This window comes from Aminobacter anthyllidis (assembly GCF_018555685.1).
In the GTDB taxonomy this organism is placed as follows: domain Bacteria; phylum Pseudomonadota; class Alphaproteobacteria; order Rhizobiales; family Rhizobiaceae; genus Aminobacter; species Aminobacter anthyllidis.
This window is the reverse complement of sequence record NZ_JAFLWW010000021.1, coordinates 1-22,478: the sequence shown is the minus strand read 5'-3', so window position 1 is coordinate 22,478 and position 22,478 is coordinate 1. Positions and strand designations below refer to the sequence as shown.

The 22,478-nt window shown below is 60.1% G+C and carries 23 protein-coding genes and 6 pseudogenes; 19 read left to right on the top strand and 10 right to left on the bottom strand.

Annotation, left to right across the window (positions count from 1 at the left end):
* A partial coding sequence (locus J1C56_RS32565; protein ID WP_214394040.1) for an ABC transporter ATP-binding protein occupies positions 1-998 on the top strand: 998 nt, incomplete at its 5' end.
* Positions 999-1,258: 260 nt separating this feature from the next.
* Entirely contained in the window at positions 1,259-1,420 is a 162-nt protein-coding gene (locus J1C56_RS32560; RefSeq protein WP_214394039.1) for a hypothetical protein, read from the top strand.
* Positions 1,421-1,479: 59 nt separating this feature from the next.
* On the opposite strand, the gene J1C56_RS32555 is transcribed toward J1C56_RS32560, so the two are convergent.
* Positions 1,480-1,719, bottom strand: coding sequence for a hypothetical protein (locus tag J1C56_RS32555; RefSeq protein WP_214394038.1), 240 nt, complete (start codon positions 1,717-1,719; stop codon positions 1,480-1,482).
* Positions 1,720-2,470: 751 nt separating this feature from the next.
* On the opposite strand from J1C56_RS32555, the gene J1C56_RS32550 reads away from it, so the two are divergent.
* The 9 genes from J1C56_RS32550 to petA all read left to right on the top strand — a co-directional run bounded on the left by J1C56_RS32550 (position 2,471) and on the right by petA (position 8,904).
* Entirely contained in the window at positions 2,471-3,856 is a 1,386-nt protein-coding gene (locus tag J1C56_RS32550; RefSeq protein WP_246592313.1) for a multicopper oxidase family protein, read from the top strand.
* Positions 3,857-3,931: 75 nt separating this feature from the next.
* Entirely contained in the window at positions 3,932-4,369 is a 438-nt protein-coding gene (locus J1C56_RS32545) for a DUF411 domain-containing protein (RefSeq protein ID WP_214394036.1), read from the top strand.
* Positions 4,370-4,530: 161 nt separating this feature from the next.
* A complete protein-coding gene (locus tag J1C56_RS32540) occupies positions 4,531-5,136 on the top strand; it encodes a DsbE family thiol:disulfide interchange protein (RefSeq protein ID WP_420797454.1) in 606 nt (201 codons plus the stop codon).
* Positions 5,133-5,660 (top strand): TlpA family protein disulfide reductase, encoded by a 528-nt coding sequence (locus J1C56_RS32535; protein ID WP_214394034.1) that lies wholly within the window; start codon positions 5,133-5,135, stop codon positions 5,658-5,660. Before J1C56_RS32540 ends, J1C56_RS32535 begins: the two co-directional genes overlap by 4 nt.
* Positions 5,661-5,673: 13 nt before the next feature.
* On the top strand, positions 5,674-5,991 hold the full coding sequence (locus J1C56_RS32530) for a hypothetical protein (protein WP_214394033.1): 318 nt from the start codon (positions 5,674-5,676) through the stop codon (positions 5,989-5,991).
* Positions 5,988-6,731 carry an SCO family protein gene (locus tag J1C56_RS32525; protein ID WP_214394032.1) on the top strand — a complete coding sequence of 248 codons (744 nt, stop codon included), beginning with the start codon at positions 5,988-5,990 and terminating at the stop codon, positions 6,729-6,731. Before J1C56_RS32530 ends, J1C56_RS32525 begins: the two co-directional genes overlap by 4 nt.
* Before the next feature lie 19 nt (positions 6,732-6,750).
* Positions 6,751-7,572, top strand: a complete 822-nt coding sequence (locus J1C56_RS32520; protein WP_246592311.1) for a DsbA family protein — start codon at positions 6,751-6,753, stop codon at positions 7,570-7,572.
* A gap of 3 nt (positions 7,573-7,575) precedes the next feature.
* Positions 7,576-8,316, top strand: a complete 741-nt coding sequence (locus J1C56_RS32515; RefSeq protein ID WP_214394044.1) for a cytochrome c biogenesis CcdA family protein — start codon at positions 7,576-7,578, stop codon at positions 8,314-8,316.
* A 30-nt stretch (positions 8,317-8,346) separates the two neighbouring features.
* A complete protein-coding gene (gene petA, locus J1C56_RS32510; protein ID WP_214394031.1) occupies positions 8,347-8,904 on the top strand; it encodes a ubiquinol-cytochrome c reductase iron-sulfur subunit in 558 nt (185 codons plus the stop codon).
* A gap of 25 nt (positions 8,905-8,929) precedes the next feature.
* Here the strand turns inward: petA and J1C56_RS32505 are convergent.
* Positions 8,930-9,682, bottom strand: a pseudogene (locus J1C56_RS32505) (IS5 family transposase).
* A 102-nt stretch (positions 9,683-9,784) separates the two neighbouring features.
* On the opposite strand from J1C56_RS32505, the gene J1C56_RS33270 reads away from it, so the two are divergent.
* Positions 9,785-10,009 carry a GDCCVxC domain-containing (seleno)protein gene (locus tag J1C56_RS33270; RefSeq protein WP_246592307.1) on the top strand — a complete coding sequence of 75 codons (225 nt, stop codon included), beginning with the start codon at positions 9,785-9,787 and terminating at the stop codon, positions 10,007-10,009.
* 850 nt (positions 10,010-10,859) lie between these two features.
* Here J1C56_RS33270 and istB read toward each other — a convergent pair.
* The 4 genes and pseudogenes from istB to J1C56_RS32485 all read right to left on the bottom strand — a co-directional run.
* Positions 10,860-11,388 (bottom strand): annotated as a pseudogene (gene istB / locus J1C56_RS32500) (IS21-like element helper ATPase IstB); the annotation flags it as partial.
* Between the two features lie 358 nt (positions 11,389-11,746).
* Positions 11,747-12,199 carry a Fur family transcriptional regulator gene (locus J1C56_RS32495; protein WP_214394030.1) on the bottom strand — a complete coding sequence of 151 codons (453 nt, stop codon included), beginning with the start codon at positions 12,197-12,199 and terminating at the stop codon, positions 11,747-11,749.
* Between the two features lie 92 nt (positions 12,200-12,291).
* Positions 12,292-12,581: pseudogene (locus J1C56_RS32490) on the bottom strand (YnfA family protein).
* A 114-nt stretch (positions 12,582-12,695) separates the two neighbouring features.
* A complete protein-coding gene (locus J1C56_RS32485; RefSeq protein WP_214394043.1) occupies positions 12,696-13,682 on the bottom strand; it encodes a L,D-transpeptidase family protein in 987 nt (328 codons plus the stop codon).
* A 372-nt stretch (positions 13,683-14,054) separates the two neighbouring features.
* Here J1C56_RS32485 and J1C56_RS32480 point away from each other — a divergent pair.
* Together J1C56_RS32480 and J1C56_RS32475 are read left to right on the top strand one after the other, a co-directional pair.
* Positions 14,055-14,341 (top strand): annotated as a pseudogene (locus tag J1C56_RS32480) (signal peptidase II).
* 102 nt (positions 14,342-14,443) lie between these two features.
* Entirely contained in the window at positions 14,444-14,632 is a 189-nt protein-coding gene (locus tag J1C56_RS32475; RefSeq protein ID WP_214394029.1) for a hypothetical protein, read from the top strand.
* A gap of 284 nt (positions 14,633-14,916) precedes the next feature.
* Here J1C56_RS32475 and J1C56_RS33265 read toward each other — a convergent pair whose 3' ends face one another.
* Entirely contained in the window at positions 14,917-15,279 is a 363-nt protein-coding gene (locus J1C56_RS33265) for a transglutaminase-like cysteine peptidase (RefSeq protein ID WP_246592305.1), read from the bottom strand.
* A gap of 250 nt (positions 15,280-15,529) precedes the next feature.
* Between J1C56_RS33265 and J1C56_RS32465 the strand changes: the two genes are divergently transcribed.
* The gene (locus J1C56_RS32465; RefSeq protein ID WP_214394042.1) at positions 15,530-15,943 is read left to right on the top strand and encodes a MerR family transcriptional regulator; all 414 of its coding nucleotides are present in this window, start codon (positions 15,530-15,532) and stop codon (positions 15,941-15,943) included.
* Positions 15,944-16,040: 97 nt separating this feature from the next.
* Here J1C56_RS32465 and mntR read toward each other — a convergent pair whose 3' ends face one another.
* On the bottom strand, positions 16,041-16,538 hold the full coding sequence (gene mntR, locus J1C56_RS32460) for a manganese-binding transcriptional regulator MntR (protein ID WP_214394028.1): 498 nt from the start codon (positions 16,536-16,538) through the stop codon (positions 16,041-16,043).
* Between the two features lie 199 nt (positions 16,539-16,737).
* Between mntR and J1C56_RS32455 the strand changes: the two genes are divergently transcribed.
* The 3 genes from J1C56_RS32455 to J1C56_RS32445 are packed head-to-tail and all read left to right on the top strand — an operon-like array spanning position 16,738 to position 19,558.
* Positions 16,738-17,862, top strand: a complete 1,125-nt coding sequence (locus tag J1C56_RS32455) for a multicopper oxidase domain-containing protein (protein ID WP_214394027.1) — start codon at positions 16,738-16,740, stop codon at positions 17,860-17,862.
* A complete protein-coding gene (locus J1C56_RS32450) occupies positions 17,859-19,070 on the top strand; it encodes a ZIP family metal transporter (protein WP_246592303.1) in 1,212 nt (403 codons plus the stop codon). The genes J1C56_RS32455 and J1C56_RS32450 overlap by 4 nt, the downstream gene beginning before the upstream one ends.
* Positions 19,071-19,123: 53 nt before the next feature.
* A complete protein-coding gene (locus tag J1C56_RS32445) occupies positions 19,124-19,558 on the top strand; it encodes a c-type cytochrome (protein ID WP_246592301.1) in 435 nt (144 codons plus the stop codon).
* Positions 19,559-19,740: 182 nt separating this feature from the next.
* Here the strand turns inward: J1C56_RS32445 and J1C56_RS32440 are convergent.
* Positions 19,741-20,370, bottom strand: a pseudogene (locus J1C56_RS32440) (IS6 family transposase).
* A gap of 301 nt (positions 20,371-20,671) precedes the next feature.
* On the bottom strand, positions 20,672-21,781 hold the full coding sequence (locus J1C56_RS32435; protein WP_214394025.1) for an IS110 family RNA-guided transposase: 1,110 nt from the start codon (positions 21,779-21,781) through the stop codon (positions 20,672-20,674).
* Positions 21,782-22,122: 341 nt separating this feature from the next.
* On the opposite strand from J1C56_RS32435, the pseudogene J1C56_RS32430 reads away from it, so the two are divergent.
* Positions 22,123-22,329, top strand: a pseudogene (locus J1C56_RS32430) (IS110 family transposase); the annotation flags it as partial.
* Between the last annotated feature and the right edge of the window lie 149 nt (positions 22,330-22,478).

Sequence of the window (22,478 nt, the reverse complement as noted above, 5' to 3'; positions counted from 1 at the left end):
GGTTCAAGAGCGTCCAGCGCGGCAAGTTTGTGCATGCGGTCGACGACGTTTCCATCGAACTCTATCCGGGTGAAATCGTTGGCCTGGTCGGTGAGTCTGGTTGCGGGAAGTCGACGCTCGGGCGCACGATCGTCGGGCTCGAGAAGGCAACCTCCGGACGGGTGCTGCTCGATGGCGTCGACCTCAGCACGCTTTCGGGCGCGGCGTTGCGCGACAGCCGCAGGGCACTGCAATACGTGTTCCAGGATCCCTATTCGTCCCTCAACGATCGCCAGACGGTCGGGGAGGCCCTCGACGAAGCCCTGCAGATCGACGGGATCAGGTCCAGGGCCGACCGCGACCGCCGTACCAAGGAGCTTCTCGACCAGGTCGGCCTGGCCGATGTCGTGAAGGACCGCCATACGCGCGAGCTCTCCGGTGGTCAACGCCAGCGCGTTGCCATTGCTCGTTCGCTTGCGGTCAATCCACGGGTGTTGATCTGCGATGAGCCGGTCAGCGCGCTGGACCTTTCGATCCGTGCCCAGGTGATGAACCTGTTCCTGCGACTGCAGAAGGATTTGGGCGTGGCCTGCCTGTTCATCGCCCATGACCTCGAACTCGTCAGGCAGGCGGCCTCGCGCGTCTATGTCATGTATCTCGGCAAGATCGTGGAGCATGGCCCGTCGCAGGAGCTCTACGACCATCCGAGCCATCCGTACTCGCAGATGCTGTTGGCCTCGGTTCCAGAAGCCAACCCGATCGCCGAGAGGCAGCGCAAGGTCCCGCTGATGGTGGGGGAGGTGCCGAGCCCGACCAATCCGCCGTCCGGTTGCAGATTCCGCACCCGCTGCCCGATGGTGGTCGACGACTGCAAGCAGCAGGTGCCGCCCGCGTTGAAGCTGTCCCCAGGACACGACGCGTCGTGCGTGTTTGCCAAGGATCTCCACCGCGGCAAGCGATCAGCTCTGCTGGAGGCGGAGGCGAATGCGGAGCGTGTTGGAACCCTGGTCCCCTCCTGACCAGGGGCTCCCCGGGGCCATCCGGTGCGACGACCCAAGAGATTGATACCTTCGGCAGTTGCCCAACTGCCCAGGCACCCCTGTCACTTTCTTGGCGAGCACTGGATGGCTTCCGTGCGATTCAACTAACAAGTTTGATCTGGTTCGCCGGGGAATGCGGTTGGGAGCCAGCAAGAAAAGGATTAGAAGTGCGGGTAGGGACCTCGTGGGCCTTTCTGCGGGTTTCGTAAAGGCATGGTCCTGGTTTGCGAGCGCCAATTTTGTCCGAAGAAGCCGAGAAGCGTACTACGTCGCTTGGTATTCGCGTCTCGCCCTCCGTGAAGGCGGCGCTGGAGAAGGCTGCGAAGGCTGACATGCGGTCGACCGCCTCGTTGACAGAGCTCATTTTGATCAAGTGGTTGCGCGAGAACGGCTTCCTTTGAGCCAAAGCGTAGGCTTTCGCTCAAACCTCGACGCTCGATAGCCTGTGTCGACTTGGTGGTCACTTCATCAGGATTTCGTGGGCTGCGATTGCCACCAGCACGAAGCCGGCGACGGCCTCGCTCGAACGAGTTAGCGCGGCGACCATCTTCGGCCGTGATTGCAGAAGATGGACCGCTTGCTGGCGAAACAGGATCGCGGTGATTGCGACCGCCGACAAGGTTGCAGCCACGCCGATCATCATGGTCGCGGCAAAGGCGAGACCCGCAGTGGGAATGCCTCTCGAAATCGCAAATGTCATGACAAAGAGCGTCAGTGGGCATGGAATCAGCCCAGCCTTTAGGGGCCGAGCTACGGCCTTATTAGAGGCATGACGCGCCCATAGTCGGCCCCAGCACCAAGCGTGCGTCAGAGTCGCAGGCCGCGATGGCGTATACAGTTGAGATGACGCCGTCGGCACTGTAGTATGCATATTGATGCGCTGGTCAGTCAGACATGCACTCGCTTTGATGCTTGCGGTCTTTATGGCCGCAGGTCTGAGCTTGTCCGCTGTTCAGGCCAATGACATGACGATCAAGATGTCCATGGCATCGGACATGAAGATGCCTTCGGATAGTAGTTGCTCCGGCTGTCCCGACGGTCGAACCGACGGCGGCAAAATGACGATCTGCCCTCCCGTCTGTGTGGCTCCGGTTCTGGCCGTACTTTCGCAGAATTTGGTTACAGTCATCGCCGTTTCAATTCCTCACATCGCACTTATGCCGTTCCCCTACCTGCGCGGACGGGCAGCCATACCCGACCCATACCCTCCGAGATCCTTCAGCATTGTCTGACGCGACGCGATCCGCCTGACGGCTGATTGCAGCGTCTGAGTGCACCTGCTCGTTCCGACGAGTAGCTGTGAATTACCGATGGTTGCGCAGGCATGCGTATTCGCGACTCCAGCCATCCGCGATGATCGCCGAAGGGGTTTGGAAGTGACTGTCTTTTCCAATTATTCGCCGTCCCGCCGGGAACTGCTCCAGGTTGGCGCAGGCCTTGTCGCGAGCGCGATGGTGAGGCCGACACTCGGGCTCGCCGCTGCTGTCAGCGATTACAAAATCACGCCCGGTCCCGGTCGCGCCCGCTTAAAGGGAGGGGGCGGCTCGAACACTGATGTCTGGGCCTATGACGGCGATGTCCCGGGGCCGGTGATCCGACTTCGTCAAGGAAAGCCAGCACGCATCGTGGTCGAAAACCGCCTGCAAGAGGACACGACGGTCCACTGGCACGGCATCAGGTTGCCGAATGCCATGGATGGCGTGCCGGGGCTTACGCAACCGCCGATCAAGCCAGGGGAGCGTTTTGTCTACGAGTTCACGCCGCCCGATGCCGGCACCTTCTGGTACCACCCGCACGCCAACAGCCTGCAGCAGCTCGGCCGCGGCCTCGCCGGCGCGCTGGTTGTCGAGGAGGCGGAGCCTGTACCCGCAGACCGCGACGTCGTGTGGGTTCTCGGCGACTGGCGGCTGGATTCTGACGGTAACATTGCTCCAGGCTTTGGCAACCGGATGGAGGCGGCCATGTCCGGCCGCGTTGGCAATACGGTGACCCTCAACGGTACGCTGCCGGGGGACCAGAATGTCCGGGCCGGGGAGCGCATTCGTCTGCGGCTGGTCAATACCTCGCTGGCCCGCATCATGGCCCTCCGGTTCGAGGGGCATAGGCCCGTCATCGTCGCCGTTGACGGCCAGCCCTGCGACCCCCACGAGCCCGAAGGCGGCCGCCTGTTGCTCGCCCCGGCGATGCGCCTCGACCTAATTGTCGACATGCAGGGCGAGCCAGGCAGGCGCTACGCCGTCATCGACGATTATTATGACGGACTTGCTTATGATCTGACCAGTTTCGCCTATGCGGGCCAAGCACCTCTACGGAAAAACCCGCTCGACGCGCCCATGCGCCTGCCGCGCAACCCGCTACCCGAGCCGGATCTCCAGAGCGCCAAACGACACGAACTGGCACTCCAAGGGGGCATGCCGAGCATGGGCAACATGACGGGCGGCGGTAAGATGCAAGGAATGGGGGGAATGTCAGGCGGCACCGGCGGCATGGCACATGGCCGCGCCATCTGGTCGATCAACGGCACCTCGATGACGGGCGACGGGCATGCCGACATGCTGCCGCTCGTGACGCTGATGCGGGACAGCAGCCACGTCGTTACGATGCGCAACGAGACCGCCTGGTGGCACCCGATGCATCTGCACGGGTTCAGCTTTCGGGTGCTCAGCCGCAACGGCGTTCCAGTGCCCCACAACCAATGGGCCGACACCGTCCTTCTCGCGCCCAAGGACACGGTCGAGGTTGCCTTCGTCGCCGACAATCCCGGTGACTGGATGCTCCACTGCCACGTCACCGACCATCAGACTGCCGGGCTGATGACCGTGCTTCGGGTAACGTGACGGGAGGAACGAAAAATGACGACAAAATTGAACCAGTGCGCCCATTCCTGCGACTACACTGAAAGGAAAGCACCGATGCTTCGAATTCTCGCTTTTGCCGCGTTTCTTGCGACCAGCCTTACCGCCGTTCAAGCGGGCGAGGCGCGTAAGGCCGTCCTCTACAAGAACCCGCAATGTGGCTGCTGCGAAGGCTACGCCGACTATCTGCGTAAGAACGGCTTTGAGGTAGAGGTCAAGCCGACAAACGACTTGGCCGAGATCAGCCGGAAGGCCGGTGTGTCCGAAGACTTCCAAGGCTGCCATTCGACGTTCGTCGACGGCTATGTGATCGACGGCCACGTGCCCTTGAAGTTCGTTGAAAAGCTCCTCACCGAACGGCCTGACATCGCTGGAATCTCGCTTCCGGGCATGCCGATGGGCTCGCCCGGCATGGTCGGCGAGAAGACCGAACCCTTCACGGTTTACGCCATCACCAAGGACGGCAAGAAACCGACCGTCTACGCGAAGGAGTGAAGGCATGTCGAATGGCGGGCTCGGTAGCGGATTGGGAACATGGTCTACCATGGCTTTCAATCGGGAGGATCTCGCGACCTCCTGCTTTTGCTTCCCGCGATGGCGTTACCTGTCCGGCCGCCTGAGGCTCGCATGCGGACAGAGATCCGAGGCGTATCATGATGGTCGGTAACACCGTCCCGGCAAAACCGGAGACCGATGTGGCATATCCCCTCAGTCGGCGATTGATGGTTGTTCTGCCTGTAGCGGTGTTTGCCGGGCTCGCGTTTGTGCTTGCCTGGGGGCTCAACCGGAACGCGGCGGACATCCCTTCGGCATTGATCGGCGACCCAGTTCCCGAGTTCAGCCTGCCTCCAGTTGAGGGGCGGACGCTCGGGCTGTCGAGCGCCGACCTCGTAGGCGAGGTCTCTCTGGTCAATGTTTTTGCTTCATGGTGTGTCGCCTGCCGCGAGGAGCATCCCGTGTTCGTCCGGTTGGCAGCCGACAGCCAAGTGCCGCTTCACGGCCTCAACTACAAGGACAGACCTGAAGACGCAGCGAAATGGCTCAATACGCTGGGCGACCCGTACACACGTACCGGGGCCGACCTGAACGGCCGCGTTGCCATCGACTGGGGTGTCTATGGTGTGCCGGAAACCTTCGTTGTCAGCGCCGGTGGGCGCATTGCCTACAAACACATCGGCCCGGTGACGGAGAAGGCTCTCAACGAAACGATCCTTCCGCTTGTCGAACGCATTAGGGCCGAGGCGAAGGAGCGGCGGCCATGAGGACGTTCGCCTTTGCCCTGGCCGCATCTCTGCTCATGTTGGCGCAACCGCTCCTGGCCGCGGAAACGCCGCCGAATTTCGCGATGCATGAAGCGCCGAAGCCGATGCCGGAAATCCAGTTCCAAGACGGCGAGGACCAGCCAAGAACGCTCGCGGACCATTCTGGCAAGGTCGTGCTGCTCAACGTCTGGGCGACGTGGTGTGTCCCGTGCCGGAAGGAGATGCCGACACTCGACCGATTGCAGGCCGAGCTCGGCGGAGCGGACTTAGAGGTCGTGGCCCTTTCGATCGATCGGGCAGGGCCGGATGCTGTGCGCAAATTCTTCGCCGAAATCGGCATCCAGCATCTCGCACTCAACATCGACGCTTCCGGCAAGGCGATGTTCGCCCTCGGCATAATCGGGCTCCCGGCGACGATCCTGATCGACCGTGGAGGCCGGGAGGTCGGGCGGCTGATTGGCCCCGCCGAATGGGATTCTCCCGCAATGGTCGCCTTCCTGCGCGACCGTATTGCCAATGACTGAGAAAGAAACGTCCATGACGAACATCCAAGCATCCGAATCCCAAGAAAATGCGCCTGGACGGGCTGTCGTCGCTCACGCTTTCCCACGCGTTTTCAATGGCCGAGGCGGGCTTGTCCTGATGCCGGCCGCAGCGCTTACGGTTGGCATCGGTTACAACTGGAGTTGGCTGGTCGCGGCCGGGATCGCGCCGCTACTGCTGTCCGTGCTGCCGTGCGTCGCTATGTGCGCTCTCGGCTTATGCATGAGCCGGATGAACGGCCGTTCGTGCCACGCCGACGCGGTGCCCGAAGAGTCATTCGGCAAATCCGAGGGCGGAGGGCAGTCGCAATGAGGACCGATAGCTTCAGCGCCTTTTTCCACGGACTGCCCGACGCGCTCGTCGCCAGAAAGACCACGCGTTTGCTCGCCCGCCTTGCCGCCGCCCTAGTGCTGGTCGCGGCGCTTGCGACAGCTGTCAGTGCTCACTCGCTCGATGAAGTCGAGACCATGATCGGCGGCAATGAGAAGTACTTCCAGCCGATCGACAAGCCGGCGCCTGACTTCACACTGCGAACAGCAGATGGGCGCACCGTGCAGCTTGCCGACCTTCGCGGCAAGGTCGTCGTCCTCAACTTCATCTACACCTCATGCCCGGATGTCTGTCCGCTCCACGCGGAAAAGATCGCCGAGGTCCAAAAACTGGTAAACGACACACCGATGAAGGACCGTGTCACGTTCGTCATGGTTACGACCGATCCGTCCAACGACACCGCAGACGTGTTGCGCAGCTACGGCCCGGCGCATGGACTCGATCCCGTGAACTGGCTGTTCCTGACCACGATACAGGACGAACCCGAGGACACGACCCGCAAGCTTGCGGAGAGTTTCGGCCACAAGTTCACCAAAACAGATGATGGCTATCAGATGCACGGCATCGTCACGCACGTGATCGACGGGGATGGAACCTGGAAGGCGAACTTCCACGGCCTGAAATTCGACACCGTCAACCTCGTCACGTTCGTGAACGCGCTCACCAATGGCACCACCCGTTCTCACCCGCACAGCGAGAAGAACTGGTGGGATCTGCTTTGACAAAACCGAGGAAACGGCAATGACGGAAAAACGCAAGCGGTCTTCGATAATGGTGTGGCTCTTGTTCACCGTTGCCGTGGTTGGTGCCGCCGGGGTCTGGTTCGCGCTTGATCCCGGCTTCAAAATCCCGCACGAGTCGGCAGCAGACAACATCGTGTCCACCCCGGCCTTCGACAAGCGGGTACGCGACTATCTCCTGGCCAACCCTGAGGTCATCGTCGAGGCCGTACAAGGCCTCGAAGCGCGCCAACGCGAAGCCGAAGCGAACGAGGGCCAGGTCGCGTTGTCGGCGCGCGCCGACGAAGTGTTCCGTGATCCGGACAGCCCGGTCGGCGGTAATCCGCAAGGCGATGTCACCCTGGTGGAGTTCTTCGACTATAATTGCCCCTATTGCCGCCAGGTCGTGTCCGTTATGCGTGAAGCGGAATCCGGCGACCCGCAACTGCGCATCGTCTACAAGGAGTTTCCGATCCTTGGCCCTGGCTCGGTATTTGCCGCCAAGGCCGCGCTGGCCGCCCATCGCCAGGGGCAATACACGGCGTTCCACACCGCCTTGATGCAGGCCAAGGGCAAGGTTGGGGAGGCCACGGTTCTTCAGACCGCGGCGGAGGTCGGCCTCGATACCGTGCGCCTCAGGAAGGATATGGACGATCCGAAGGTTCAGGCGGCGATCGACCGCAACGTCGCATTGGCTCAGTCCCTGCGCATCAACGGAACGCCTGGCTTCGTTATCGGCGACCAGGTCCTGCGCGGCGCGACCGACCTTGCAACAATGAAGACCCTGATTGCCAAGGCGCGGGCGACGACCGACACGCCTTTGGCGAAAGAAGGGAAGAATTGAATGATGTCGGGAATTTCCAGCATCGGCTTGCTGTCCGCCTTTGTCGCGGGGGTAGTTTCGTTTCTGTCGCCTTGCGTGCTTCCGCTGGTGCCCGGATACGTTTCCTACGTTGCCGGGAGGACGGTAATTTCCGAGGCGGTCGGCGAAGCGGTCTCGCTGCGGCTGCCGGCGGTCGGCCTCAGCCTCTGTTTCGTGCTCGGCTTCTCGACGGTCTTCATCGTGCTAGGTGCGAGCGCCACCGCTCTTGGCCAGTTGCTGATCGGCTACCGGTACGAACTGAATATCATGGGCGGCGTGATCGTGATCCTCTTCGGACTGTTCATGATTGGGGCCATTCGTCCTATGTGGGTCATGCGCGACCTGCGATTTCACGCAGATCTCCCCGGCGGTCGTCCGCTATCTGCCTATCTGCTTGGACTGGCATTCGGCTTTGGTTGGACACCCTGCATCGGGCCGATCCTCGGAGCCATCCTGACCGTGGGCGCGGCGTCGGCGACGGTTGCTCAGGGCGTGGCGCTGCTCGCCGTGTACTCGTTGGGATTGGGCATCCCCTTTCTGCTCGCTGCCCTGTTCACGCACGCCCTCGCCAAACGGCTGCGGAACATTGGCAGGGCGGGCATGGTCCTGCAGAAGGCGGCAGGTGGCGTCATGGTGACGATGGGGGTTGCGATGATCGGCGGCTACCTGTCGGCTTTTTCGTTTTGGCTGCTCGAGAATTTTCCTGTTCTGACGCGGATCGGGTGAGATTTCGCGGGGCAGGGGAGGAGTGATGCGATGCAAGATAACGGGTTCGAAACCATTCATCCAACTGGGCCGACGGAGACCCGCCGCGATTTCCTCTATGTAGCAACGGGAATGGCCGCCGCCGTCGGCACTGCCGCGACCTTCTGGCCGTTCATCGATAACATGAGACCGTCGGCTGATGTGACCGCGCTGGCAACGATCGAGGTCGATCTTTCTTCAATCGAACCTGGCCAGCGGGTGACCGTCAAATGGCGAAGCCAACCGCTTTTCTTGGTCAGACGCACGCCGGAAATGGTTGCCGCCGCCGTCGCGGACGATCTCAATCCCGACCTGATCGACCCTCAGGCGGATGCCGAGCGTGTCCAGCGGTCGGAATGGCTGGTGGTCGTCGGCGTGTGCACGCATCTGGGATGCATTCCGCTCGGCCAGCGGTCGGACGAGCCGCACGGCCCATACAATGGCTGGTTCTGCCCCTGTCATGGATCGGCATATGATGTTTCGGGACGGGTCAGGCGGGGCCCAGCGCCTCGCAACCTTCACGTGCCACCTTATGTCTTCCTGGACGAGAGCAGGATCCGGATTGGCTGATCAACGGCCTAAGGCTTGTTGAGATTCATCGAGAATTGATGACTGCCGCGACGAGATAGATCATAGCGGCGAAGCTCTGGTCGGTTTTGTCTGCGCGCATGGCGATGCGCTTGAATTCCTTGAGCTTGCAGAAGAAGTTTTCGATGAGGTGGCGCCACTTGTAGAGTTCCTTGTCGAGCGGCAGCGGCTTTGTGCGCCTTGGGTGCTGGGAGACGACGATCTTCGCGCCGCGCTCATTGAGATCGGCGATGATGTGATTGCTGTCGAAGGCCTTGTCGGCGATCAGCCCGCCAAAGTTGATGCCCTCGATCAGCGGCGCCACACCGACCGTATCGAAGCGATGGCCGGGCATGAGTTCGAAGCGGACCAGATTGCCGAGCGCATCTGTAAGGGCGAGGATCTTGGTCGTCATGCCACCCTTGGATCGACCTATGGCCTGCCGCGAAGTCCCCCTTTTGCACCCTGGCCGTGACGATGGACCTTCACAATGGTGGCATCGACCATCGCATATTCCATGTCCGGTTGGTCCGAGCAGACCTCGAAGAGCCTGATGAAAACATCAGCTTTCAACCAATCCCGATAGCGTTTGAAGGCCGTGTTCCAGTTCCCGAAAAAGGCCGGAAGATCGCGCCAGGGGCTACCCGTTCGCGCGATCCATCAGCACCGCTTCGATGAAGCGGCGGTTGTCGCTCCCACTGCGCCCGGGGTCCGTCGGCTTGCCCAAACAATGAGGCTCCATCTTCGCCCATTGGGCGTCCGTCAAAACAAAGCGATCCATCCAAAGCGTGAATCACAATCCGATCAATATGGGAATCCTGAATCTCAACAAGCCTTAGTTAAACTTAATCAAATACGGCACAGGCGTTCGGATACATCGCACATGACCGTTCTGACCAGCACAATCACCTGCCCTGAATGCGGGCATCAGGAAATCGAAGTGATGCCGACCGACGCCTGCCAGTTCTTCTATGACTGCAAGGGCTGCGGGGCACTGTTGCGTCCAATATCGGGAGACTGTTGCGTGTATTGCTCCTACGGTTCGGTCCCTTGCCCTCCAGTACAGGAGGCTGGGGAGAGCGACTTCCCGGGGGGATGCTGTGGCTGAGGAAGTTTTTCGGCCGCCCATGACAGTTCAACACAAGCTTGCCTGTGCCGATCTCACGGACATGCCACAGGCCGGCACTGACCTTGACCTTCCGGTCCCTGGAAGGGTGACAATAGAAGGCTCGGAAACGATAAGTTGATCAGTCACAAGCAGCATCTCGACCAAGCTATTCTAGAGGCCTTCAAGCTTGCCAATGACGCTGGTCGGCCTGACATCGCCGACCATCTGCTCCACGCTCTGGAGTGCCTTTGCGGGGATATCGAGCGGGGATGCCTTGCCGAGGCGTACCGCATTGTCTGCGACGAGTCTGACACTCGCCCCGCTGCTTCTATCCGGAAGAGTGGCCACAAAAAACGACCAAACTAATTGTCACGAATGCGTGCTTCAAGGACGGGGGGACGACTTTTGCTGCCTCCCCATCCTTGACTCAGCCAACGCGGCTCCAATCCATCCAGCTCCATCTAAACACTTCAGTCGCATGGACTTTCCGGCAGGCGTGTTACTCAGCGAATGTTCAAGCCGGCTGTGATTCGATGATCCGCATGATGTTGGGCTTATCGCTTTTGTCCGTGTCGGTTTCGGTGGTGTGTCAACGGCGGCCGAATTCCAGGCCACTGCGGCGGAGTAAAACCAGGCCAGTCCGGGTGCGGTGGAGGCCGTTCGCGAAGCGCGCTTTTCGATAGCGCCGTAGCGAGCGAGCTGGCGGTGGGATTTAGGCGGGCGGTTAAGGCTCAGACGGTTTCCTGGGCCGACTTCAGGGGCGTTGGGCTGATCGTCTGTTTCGCCGGTGGCCTGGTTTTGCTCCGCCGCGTCAACTGTGGTGCTGCCCCCGGCGGATTGCTTCAGTCGGGCTGTCGTCATTCATGGTCAGGATATGCACGTGGTGAGTCAACCGGTCGAGCTGCGCGCCGGTGAGCCGCTCGGACCCCAGGACCGACGTACAGTCTTCAAAAGGCAGGTTTGAGGTGACGATGGTCGAGCCGTGCTCGTAGCGCTGGGAGAAGTACCTCGAACAACAATTCCGCTGCGGTCGGCGACAGCGGCACGTAGCCCAGTTCATCGACGATCAAGAGCTTCACCGCCTGCAGTTCGCGCTGCAAGTTGAGGAGCCGTTTCTCGTCGCGCGCCTCCATGAGCTGGTGCACCAGGGCCGCGGCGGTGGTGAAGGCGACGGGGAACCCTTTCTGGCAGGCGGCAAGCCCGAGCGCGAGCGCCACATGGGTCTTGCCGGTGCCGGAATTGCCGAGCGCGATGATGTTCTCGCGGCGCAGGATGAACTCACAGCGCGCCAGCTCCAGCACCAGCATCTTGTTGAGGGAAGGAATGGCAGTGAAGTCGAAGGTGTCGAGGCTCTTCACTGCGGGGAACCTGGCTTCGCGCCCTCAGCCAGAATAGGAAGAAGAACGCCCCGACGAACAAAGTAGCGAATCCGCCCGCAGCGATAGTCGAAACGCTGCCGATCGCCAACATCACGGTGGGGAGATAAAGTGGGGCAGTCGCGAAAACTACCATGATGCACGCCGAGGCGATCAGCCCGTTTCGGGTCTTTGCGGTCGTTTTTCATCAGGCTCGAACGGACCTTCTTGAGCCAAACGGCGATTGTCTCACGGCCCGTTGCCGTGCTTCCAAGCCCCGGTGGCTCAGGCGCAGCCTCAAGCCGCTTCTCCGGTCGACCTCGAACGCTGCAGGAGCAGCGGTCGCCGGCTTCTTTTTGAGCCCACTGTTGAGTGCACCACGTCAATCCCGCAGATCGGCCGCTGCTAAGGCTTCGACGTATATTTCCAGACGACGAGATACGATCCGATAGCCGTGGCGAGCCGCCAATTCATTTAACAGTTTCTCTAGTTCGGACGAGTGAAACTCGATGAGCTTTCCAGATTTGCGATCGATCAAGTGATCTTGATGCGGGCGACTCGCCAGTTCATAGCGCGAGCGCCCGTGGTCAAACGCGTACCGGATAACGATACCAACTTCGACGAGTTGCCGTAGGTTGCGATAAACCGTGGCGAGCGAGATCCGCCTATCAACGGCCTGGATGCGCCGGTGCAACTCCACTACATCGGGATGATTTGTCATTTCGGAAATAACGCCGAAAATGACGCGTCGTGGCCCTGTGAGCCGGAGCCCTTTCGAGCGCCACATCGCTTCGACTATTTTCGTTTGTTCTAGCGGTGGCTGGGTTGGTTCCATATGTGCTATTGGCCCGCACTTGGTGCTATGAAGCAAGTCCCTAGCCTTGTCGCCCCGGGTGATTTAGTGACAAGTTTGCGGAAACTGGCCTGCTATTGACGCGGTACGAACAGGATTGTCGCCGCGCCGACAAGACATATGCCTGCACTGAGAACACCAGCGATCTAGGCGATGCCTTCTGCTAACGAAGTAAGGCCACACAATGTAGACGCCACCAGGTGGCGTAAGCGCGTCCGGCGGCGTCGGTCGGTACCAGCGTCAGCAGATAGGCGAACAGCGGCAGCGTAGCCATGCCGGGAAAAAGCCACAGCGGCGATCTTTAGAGGCGGAGCCAAGCCCAGAAGGCAAAGCAGACTGCAATTTCTGCACCGACAGCAATCATGACGGCCCGATCTTCCCGAATCTGGCGAAGGACATCGTTCCAACCGGCCCGAAAATGGCTGCCAAACAACAAAATTGGCGCCGGAGCGCGAAGCGGCCCGGCGCCCAGTTCGCTTCACTCGTCCGAGTTGTGCGGATCGGCCAAAGCCGCATCCGGCCGGCTGATCGGGACCTCTGACAACGAAGTCTTCTTTGCCAGTTCTTCGGCGCCGCGTTTCTTAAGCTGATTGCGGAAACTCGGGTGCATCCCTCCGTCAGAGTAGGCATGAGCTGAAAACGTTACATCGCCAGCCAACGCTGCTTCCATTCCGCGAAGATCGGCGTCGCGCTTTGCGGCCACCGCAGGTTGTTCCAAATTAAGCTGTGGCGGGCAAGAAGCCAGCGGATCGCGGGGCTCCCCGCCCTCGAATTCGGCGTCAAACACATAACGCCGGCCGCAATACGAGACCGTTGGCTGACGCTTGCTGACCTCGAAGAGGTCGTGGCCCTGCTTCAGGTTGGTCCAGAAATCGAAGTTGGGATCGCCTCGATTCTTCGCCATGTTTTCCGCGGTCATCCGGAAGGGAAACGCCTGAACCTGAAAGGCTGTTTGCCCGCCTTTCAATGCCTCTCGTGCGACCGCGTAGATTTCCGCGACCCCTGCGTCAGTGAGGGCGTAGCATCCAGACGAGGAACAGGCACCATGAACCATCAGCGCTTCGCCGTCATAGCCGAGCGCGCTTTCCAGCCTGTTAGGGTAACCGAGATTGAATGAGAGGTAGTATTGCGAGTTCGGGTTCAGCATTCCGGCGGAGACATGATAAAACCCCTCTGGAGCTTGGCGATCGCCGTTCTTCGTTTTCGGGCCGAGTTTTCCCGACCATCGGCACATGGGATACGTTTTCAGAAGCGCGTAGCGGCCAGTCCGATCGCGTTTCCAGATCTCCAGTTCGCTCTCCTCCTTGAAAATGCGGATGACGACCGGATCAGCAGGCGACATTTTCCTCTTGCTCATCTCGCCGACCAGTTTTGCCGGAATGGGCTGGCCCGATTTGTTGTCGACCTCGAGAACGGTCGAAACACATCCTGAGATCGCCGCCGAAAGCGCGATCAATACCACCAGTCCGAACAATCTTTGCAGCAAAACACACCAACCTGTTCGAGGACGACATGAACGAGCCACGCGCGACCTTTTCGCGAATCCTCGCCGCTCTTACCAAGGTCGCCATTCTTCGTCAGCATGATTAACGGAAAATTGATGCGCAGCGCTTGAACCCACCCTGCTCGAGCCTTCAGAAAATCAGATCGCCCAAAACATCAGCCAACAGAAGGTGATCGCGATGGCTTCATATCGGATTCAACCGGCGAGTTTGTTGTTCGCCTTTCTTTTCATAAACTCTGCTTTTTCGGCCGATCAATTCACAAAGACAGTGATGGTTGATCTTGTGATGATGCAGCCGCCCAAGTCATTTCGATAACCAGCTTCCTCAATCTCATGCTCAGCTACAACGAAGGGGTGAGTTTCGGCCTGTTTGCCGATTTCTTCCAGACAAGGCCGGGCGCGCTCATTCTCGGCTCATCCGTTGTAGCACTCGCGCTTGTTGCGTGGGCCGCAGCGGCAAAGAACCGCATCGAGGCCTCGGCACTGGGCCTTGTTTCTGGCGGAGCGATCGTGTCCAACGAGGCGCAGTGACCGACTTCATCGACTTGCATTTTGCCGGGTGGCATTGGCCCGCGTTCAATTTTGCGGACGTTGCGATCGTCGTGGGGTTATTTGGCTGATCGCGGCTTCATTCATCTTGGCGCCGACATCTGATAGCCGCACCGGAAGACAGTGATCAGCACAGCTCTAACGGCGCCCAGGCGCTGGCGAAGGATGGAAAATTGGAAATCGCCCTGCTCAATTTATCAGATTCCGAAATGCGTGAGCTTGTTCGTAAGCGAAAGAGAAACAACGCGATTCTGATGGTCACGCTCCTCCTTTTCGTCGCAGGCATGTTCGCGGCAAGCTTTCTGCACCTACAGAATGAAAGCCGCGCTTCGAACTCGTCCACACCGATCACCAACCAGTGAGCGGCCTGTCACCAGCGCCCCGATCATAGTCCTGGTAAGAGAAGCATACCCTTCAGGATTAGACAGGCCCCTCCGTAGACGACCTCGGAATATTTGCCGTCGTTGGAGCCACGGCCTACGTCGGCTTGGCGATTGTGTTTTGGCTCAACTGCGTGATCGGCGGGCACAATTTCATGGAAAATACTCTACGGAGGAGCCGCAACTTAAGTCCTCGCACTGGAGGCTGGGCTGGTCTGGTCTTTGGGTGGTTGGAAGCGTATCCGCGTTATCTCGGAACTGATAGTTCAACCGTTTACGAGGCTGACCCAGCTATTCGGATCCTTTTGCGCCTGCCGCTTCAAAAAGTAGATCTCCACGTCGCGCCACAGCAGGACCTTCTGTTCGACATTGTCCAACACGAAATCTCCCCTCTCGGTGAGGACCGTTAGCACCGCGTGCCCGCCTCTTTTGGCGCCCCGACTTACGGTCATCAGAAGCGAGCCTAAAGGGGATCCTTTCTCATTGAGAAGCTTCCGCTTTATCAATGCGTAGTCCTCACAATCGCCGACGACTTCCGGAAACCACCCCCACTTTTCCTCGACGCCGAAGATCTCTTGGTCCGTCAAAGGCTGTACAGACGCGTTCACAAAGTTATTGATCTCCACCATTGCTTCCAGCGCTCCCGCGTCAGGCGCTGGCAATACTCGAAGTAGCCGACTGGTATCGTAGTACGCCCGAACGTCTGCATATTCGACGCGTTACCCGGCTGGGCGGGATTGAGATGCAGTGCTTTTGCGCTGGCCGGTGCGCACGACAACGAAGCGCCAGTGCGACAAATCCTCTCGATCCCGGGCAGCAGATTGACGAAATGCGATCGCCGCCCCATTTCTCCAGTAACTGTAGGAATGAGAGATGGATATGCTCACAATCGGTGATCTGTCGCGAAGAACCGGCGTTAAAATTCCGACGATCCGCTATTACGAGCAGATGCGCTTGATGAACCCTGCGGAGCGATCAGAGGGTAACCAGCGCCGCTATTCTCGATTGGAGCGCGAGAGGCTGTCTTTTATCAAGCATGCGCGCGAACTTGGTCTTACCATCGACGCGATCCGCGAATTGATCGATCTAAGCGCTCATCCGGAGCGCCCCTGCTTGCAGGCCGACCGGATCGCTGCGGAGCAACTTACGGATGTTCGAGGGAAGATTGAAAAACTGCGGAAGCTGGAGAAGGAACTGGAGCGCATCGCCACGCAATGTGCAGGCGACCAGGTCAAGGATTGTTACGTGATCAGGGCGCTCGCGAATCATCAACTTTGCGAAGGCGAGCATTGACTCACGATTGGTTGCAACCAGGTTGGGAGCGGCCCGGGTAAAGGCTGTGTCCGACGCAGGCGGCCGAGCTGGACAATTCGTCAAGAATGATGGTCAATTAGATTTTGCGGACAGTGGCCGCAACTGCCATTCCGCCTTTCTGCGGGGTCTGTTCCAGAAATGTCGTGAACGCCCTCAAGGTCTCGGCACTTACATGGTGCTCGATACCTTCGGCGTCGATGCGCGCGGTCTCCGGACTGATGCCTAGTGCGCACAGGAACGCTTCAACGATCTGGTGGCGCTCCCGGCTTTTCTCGGCCAGATTCTTTCCTTCGACGGTCAAGAAAATTCCGCGGTATCGTCGCTGCTGGACCAAGCCTTCAGTCGCGAGGCGCTTCAGCATCTTGGCGACTGTCGGCTGCGCCACCCCCAATCGCTGGGCGATGTCTACCTGCCTCGCCTCGTGGTCATGATCGAGAAGATCAGCTATCAATTCGACATAGTCCTCCACAAGCTCGCTGCGGCGGTTATTGCGCGTTTGACGAAAGCTTTCGACCTGCGCGTTGGCGTCGACCAAAACGGCATTGCTTTCGCTAGAATCTGCTCTCTCGACCATTCCGGGCTTAACTCCTTGGTCCTTCGCCAATTTTAGCGGAATTTTATAGCCAAGGCTATTCGTCATTGCGGTGGGATACAAACATTCTCCGAATTTCCCTGTTTTGCGCGCTCAGCGAATGCGCCGTGCAATCATAGCCATTGCTATAATTAAGATATTGTGCTTTTGTTGAATGAAGTTGCTAACCGGAATCCCTCTCATGCGACATTGGTTGTCATTCGATCCGAGCCGCCGGGGCTTCCTCGGCGCGGGACTTCTCGCGGCAGGTGGCGCTGTCCTGACCGCAAAGAATGCGGCAGGGCAATCCGGCCACGGAGCCGGTCACCAAGCGACGCCCGCGGCGGGCGCAACCGGCTACCCGGATCACCGCGCGGCACACGGAGCCATGATCACAATCGGCGACGTAGATAGCGAGCGCAACGGTTTCGATCCGACTGCAATGCTGACTGACTGGGATACCGGAACCCTCTCCACCATGCCGGACGGCCGCAGACTGCGAACCTTCGAGGTGACGGCCGAGGACAAGGAGATCGAGATCGCGCCTGGCGTTATGTTCCCAGCCTGGACCTACAACGGCCGTGTTCCGGGACCGGCGCTCAGGGCCGTCGAGGGCGAGCGCCTCCGCATCGTTTTCAAAAACAACGCCTCCCATCCGCACTCGATGCACTTTCACGGCATCCACGCCGCGCGGATGGACGGTATCCCCGGAGCGGGATTGATCAATCCCGGCGAGGAGTTCGTCTACGAATTCGACGCCAAGCCCTTCGGCTGCCATCTGTATCATTGTCATGCCCTGCCGCTCGCGCGTCACATCCATAAGGGCATGTACGGGCTATTCGTCATCGATCCTGACCCGACGCGCCATCCCGACCAGGCGGATGTAGCGCGGTCTCGCCTCTTGGGGGCGCCGGAGAATGCCGAGTGGCAGGAAATGGCGATGGTGATGAACGCCTTCGATACGACGTTCGACGGCGAGAATGAGTTCTACGCCTGCAATACCATTGCCCATTGCTATGCAAAGAAGCCGATCAAAGTTATCCGCAACCGGCCGGTGCGTATCTATCTGGTCAACGTCACTGAGTTCGACCCGATCAACTCCTTCCATCTCCACGCGAACTTCTTCGATTATTTCGACCAGGGCACGACGCTGACGCCGACGCTCAAGACGGTGGACCTCATCGTCCAGTGTCAGGCGCAGCGCGGCATCCTGGAGTTCAGTTTCAAGGAACACGAGACCGGCCTGTATATGTTCCACGCGCACCAGTCTGAATTCACGGAACTCGGCTGGATGGGCATGTTCGATGTTGTAGAGGCTGTGTCATGAACGAGCGTTTAACGACCGAGAGCCTGGAGACCGGCGCAACGCCCGCCTCAGAGCGCCGGCGACTCAACCTTCTGTGGCTGCTCGTGCCGTTCGCGGTGCTGGGTCTGGCTATCGCCTGGCTCTATTGGGCAAATCCGCTGTCGAGTTTCAACAACGGCGCACCACCGGTCGAAAATCTCACCGTCGAGCGCACGATTCTCGATCAAGCCGGGCTCCGCCTCCTCGTCCGGGCCGGCGGATCCGAGCCGATGTCGGTCGCGCAGGTGCAGGTCGACGCTGCCTACTGGGAATTCACGCAAGATCCGCCCGGCCTGATTAACCGTGGAGCCACGGCTTGGATCATTGTGCCGTTCCCTTGGGTCCTCGGTGAGGCCCATGCGGTGACTTTCGTCACCAGCACTGGCGCGACGTTCGGTCACGAGATTCCCGTCGCGATTGCGACGCCTGTCGTTACGTCCGGAAATCTCGTATCGCAAGCTGTCCTCGGCGCATTTGTCGGCATCCTTCCTGTGGTAGTAGGCCTCATGTTTTACCCGGCGTTGCGCGGCGCTGGGCCGGCGACGATGAATTTCCTGCTTGCGATGACAATCGGCCTGCTCGGCTTCCTGCTCGTGGACACCATCGAGGACGCAATGGAGTTCGCGGGCGAATCCGCGGCGATCTTCCAGGGACCGGCGATGGTCGTTCTTGCGGCGGCGGCAAGCTTCCTTCTGCTCATGGGCGTATCCCGAAGGGAGGGCCGTCCCACAGGGCTGGCGCTCGCAACTTATATCGCGATTGGCATCGGCCTTCACAACCTCGGCGAAGGGCTTGCGATCGGGGCGGCCTTCGCCGCCGGCGCGGCCGGTTTGGGTACCTTCCTCGTCATGGGTTTCACGCTTCACAACATCACAGAGGGCATCGGCATCGCCGCCCCTATTTTGAAGGTGAGACCGTCGCTCTGGACATTTGCGGGGCTCGCTCTTGTCGCTGGCGGGCCGGCAGTTATCGGCATGTGGATCGGCAGCCTCGCCTATGCTCCACATTGGTCGGCCTTGGCGCTCGCTGTTGGGGCAGGGGCGATCCTACAGGTAGTCATCGAGGTCGGCTTGTATCTGATGCGCTCGGACGGGCGGGGTTCGTCGGCGCTACTATCGCCACCGGTCCTTGCAGGGTTGGCCGCGGGCGTAGGCTTCATGTACTTGACTGCGATGCTCGTGAAGATCTGACGACAAATCCTCAACCTCAAAGGCCATACCCTCTTGATATGCACAAATATCGAATGATCGCGCTTGCGGTCGCCGTACTCGCGACCGGAGCGGCGGTTGCCCACGAGGGCGCCATGGGCGTCATCGCCGAACGCATGACGATGATGAAAGAGATGGCTGACAGCATGAAGACCGTCGGCGAGATGCTGAACGGACGGAAGGCATTCGATGCACGCGTAGCGCAAGAAAGCGTCGCGTCGCTTCACAAGAATTGCCATCAGTCTCGTGAACAGTTCACGTCGGGGACGAACGAACACGCCAGCCGCGCGTCTCCGGCGGTCTGGGAAAAACCCGCAGAGTTCCAGGCTGAAATGGAAAAGTTCGACGCTGCGGTCAAGACTCTGGTCGCGGCATCAGAAGCCGGGAGTCTTGATGAAATGAGGCTTCCTTTCAAGGTCGTTGGGCAGTCATGCTCAGGCTGCCATGAGCAATTTCGTTCGGCCGAGTAGAAGAATCGACCTGCTTCCTCTGCCGCCACGGAGGGCACGGGCATGACGGGCAGAAGGTCGCAGAGTCCGATCAGCCGAGACGCCTTTCAGGTTTCCGCCATGGGTTCATCAAATCGGCAGTAGTAAGTCGGGTTTTGTTGCATCGGTTGAACGGACGCAGACAGCGCCTGATGCGAGGCCAATTATGCGGCAAGAATTTCGAGCTGCTCGGCCAGGATGGATTCGGATTGAAGGCGTATCTCGCCTGTCGCTTGCGCATCATGTGGACCAGTTCGATGCCGGACAGGACGATCGCGGCTGATCTTGGTGATTTGAAGCCAAGCATTGACCGGATGCGGCGCTTGAAGCGCCGATGGTTTTGTTCGATCCGATTATTCAGGTATTTACTCTTGCGGATTCCGATCGGCTTCAGCCGGCGTCGGGAGCGATCTTGCAAGCAATTTGTGGTGTCACAGGAAACGATAGCCTCCAGGTTGGTCTGGCTATCGTCGATGACGACGCAGTCAGGTCGGCCATGACGTGCCAGCGCCTTTCTGAAGAACCGCTTGGCCGCCGGCAGGTCACGCTGCTCACTGAACCAGAACTCCACTGTGTCGCCGACACTGTCGATGGCGCGGTAACTGGCCGCGGACCTTGATGTATGTCTCGGCGATATTCCATTTGCCGGTCACGCTACGCTTGCGTCGGTTGAAACGCTCCAGCAATAACGGTGCGAAACGGACGGTTCAGCGGCGAATGGTCGTGTGGTCAACGGCAATGCCTCGCTCGGCCATCATCTCTTCCTGATCACGCAAGCTCAGACTGTCGGCCAGGTACTAGTCTCTCATGTTCCCTGTCAAGGCTGAAGGCGAGAGGGAACAACTGCTTGGCGCAAATGTGCAAAGCAGTCGGATTGGCTGGAACTGCACAGGGCCGGGGGTGGAGCTCAGAGACGACGGTTGATCAGACTCTCATCCGCGGGTTGGATACCGCCTTCCGTGTCTTCGTCTCGGGGCTTTCCTCGGTCTAGAGGGCGGGCGTCGGGCGGATTGGCTCGGCCACATAACTAGCGACGGGAGTTCCCCACCGTGGCCCCACCCCCGGCCCTGTGCAGCGGGCTGGGTCGAGACTCGTCTATGACGGTTCGACCTCCCGCCCAATGGCCCACAGGAAGGCGGCCATCTCGCGCGCGATCGCGGCCACGACCACCGGTGGCTTCTTGCCGGCGGCGTTGAGGCGACGATAGCGAGCGCAGAGCCGGACCTGCGCCTTCCAGGCGATGTCGCGGACAGCTTTGGGTAACCCCTCGAGCCGGAGCCTCAGGGCCTCGCTGACCCTGGCGGGATAGCGGTAAGTCCAGGCCGCTTCGACCAAGGCGCGGCGGGCGCGTCGATTGCCGGCGAGGGTAAGGCTCGACCGGCGGACCGTGTCGCCGGTCGAGCGTTCCCCTGGAACCAGGCCGAGGAAGGCCATCAACTGCGGCGGTGTATCGAAGCGGCGCACATCCCCGATCTCGGCCGCGAAGATCACTGCGACCAGGAACGAGGCACCGCGCATCGCCTGATAGGCCTCGACGACCCGTGCCATAGACCAGGTGGGCACGACGGCGCTCAGCTGCTCGTCCAAGCGGCGTAGCCGCTGAACCGCGTCCTCGATCGCGTCGATCTTCTCCTGGAACACGATCTGCTGCGCCGGATGCTCGAAGCCCTGGCAGGCAAGCCAGCGCCGGTGCGCCAATGTCCAATGGCCGCCGCCCTCGTAGATCCGACCATGGCGCAGAAGGAAGGAGAGCAGCTGCTGGCGTTTGCGGCGCAGGTCGTCGGCTCCGGATTCCCGAGCCCGGACCAGATCGCGGACAGCCTCGTGGACTACGTCCGGCACCCACACTCCGGTCAGTTCGCCCGCCCGATGCAGCCGCGCCAGAGTGATCGCGTCCCGTCGGTTCGTCTTGATGCGCTCGCCCGACCGCTTCGGAATCAGGGCGGGCGCAACCACCATGCAGTCGTGACCAAGATCGCGGACCTGACGGCAAAGTCCGTAACCAGTCGGTCCGGCCTCGAAGCAGACGTGCAGCCGATCGTACCTTTTTCCCAGCTTCTTGATCGTCCGCTCTATCGCTGCTGGCCTATTCTCTACCTCACCGAGAAACCGGACTTCGCCCGTGCGGCCGCCCTCGGCGATCGCCACCGCATGCTTCTTCTTGGCTACATCAAACGCGACAAATGCTTCGCTATACTCTCCCATGGCTCGTCCTCCGTGCGTGAGGATCGGCTCGGCCTATCCGAGCAACCCTCGTCTCTTAATCGCACGAAAGGGCGGGCCACCGATCTCAGGCCCTCGGAACATGACGTCTAGCGCACGCAAAGCAGGATCACTGGCTGGTCAAACTGGCGCTAGGATCGAGAAGCCGAAGGCCGCGCCGAATAACACGGCCATCAGGTTATGCGGGAAGAGGGCATAGAAGTCGCCTCCCAGCCCGTGGACGAACAGGCTTCCTTTGACCTGATGTGGTGGACGGCCTCCGCTCCCGGCATTGCAATGTGCCAAAGTGTGGCTGTCGACAGTCACATGAGGGAGAACCGTCCATGGAGAAGGTTAGCACAATCGTTCTGGATGTCGCCAAGCACGTTTTTCAGGCGCACGGCGTGGACGCGGGTGGCACGGTGGTTGTCCGCCGGAAGTTGCGTCGTGACGATGCCGTCGCATTCTTTGCGTCTTTGCCGGCATGCCTGATCGGTATTGAGGCCTGCGCAACGATCCATCACTGGGCCCGCGTTCTCATGGGGCTTGGTCTATCACCCTAGCCAACTTTCCAAACCGGGCGACAAAAGCCGCCCGGGGTATGCTTCATGTTGCCCGGTCAGGTTCGGTCAGGCTCAGCCACCGGCGCCGCCACCCGAGCCGCCGCCAGCCCCACCGCCGCCGCCACTCGAGCCACCAC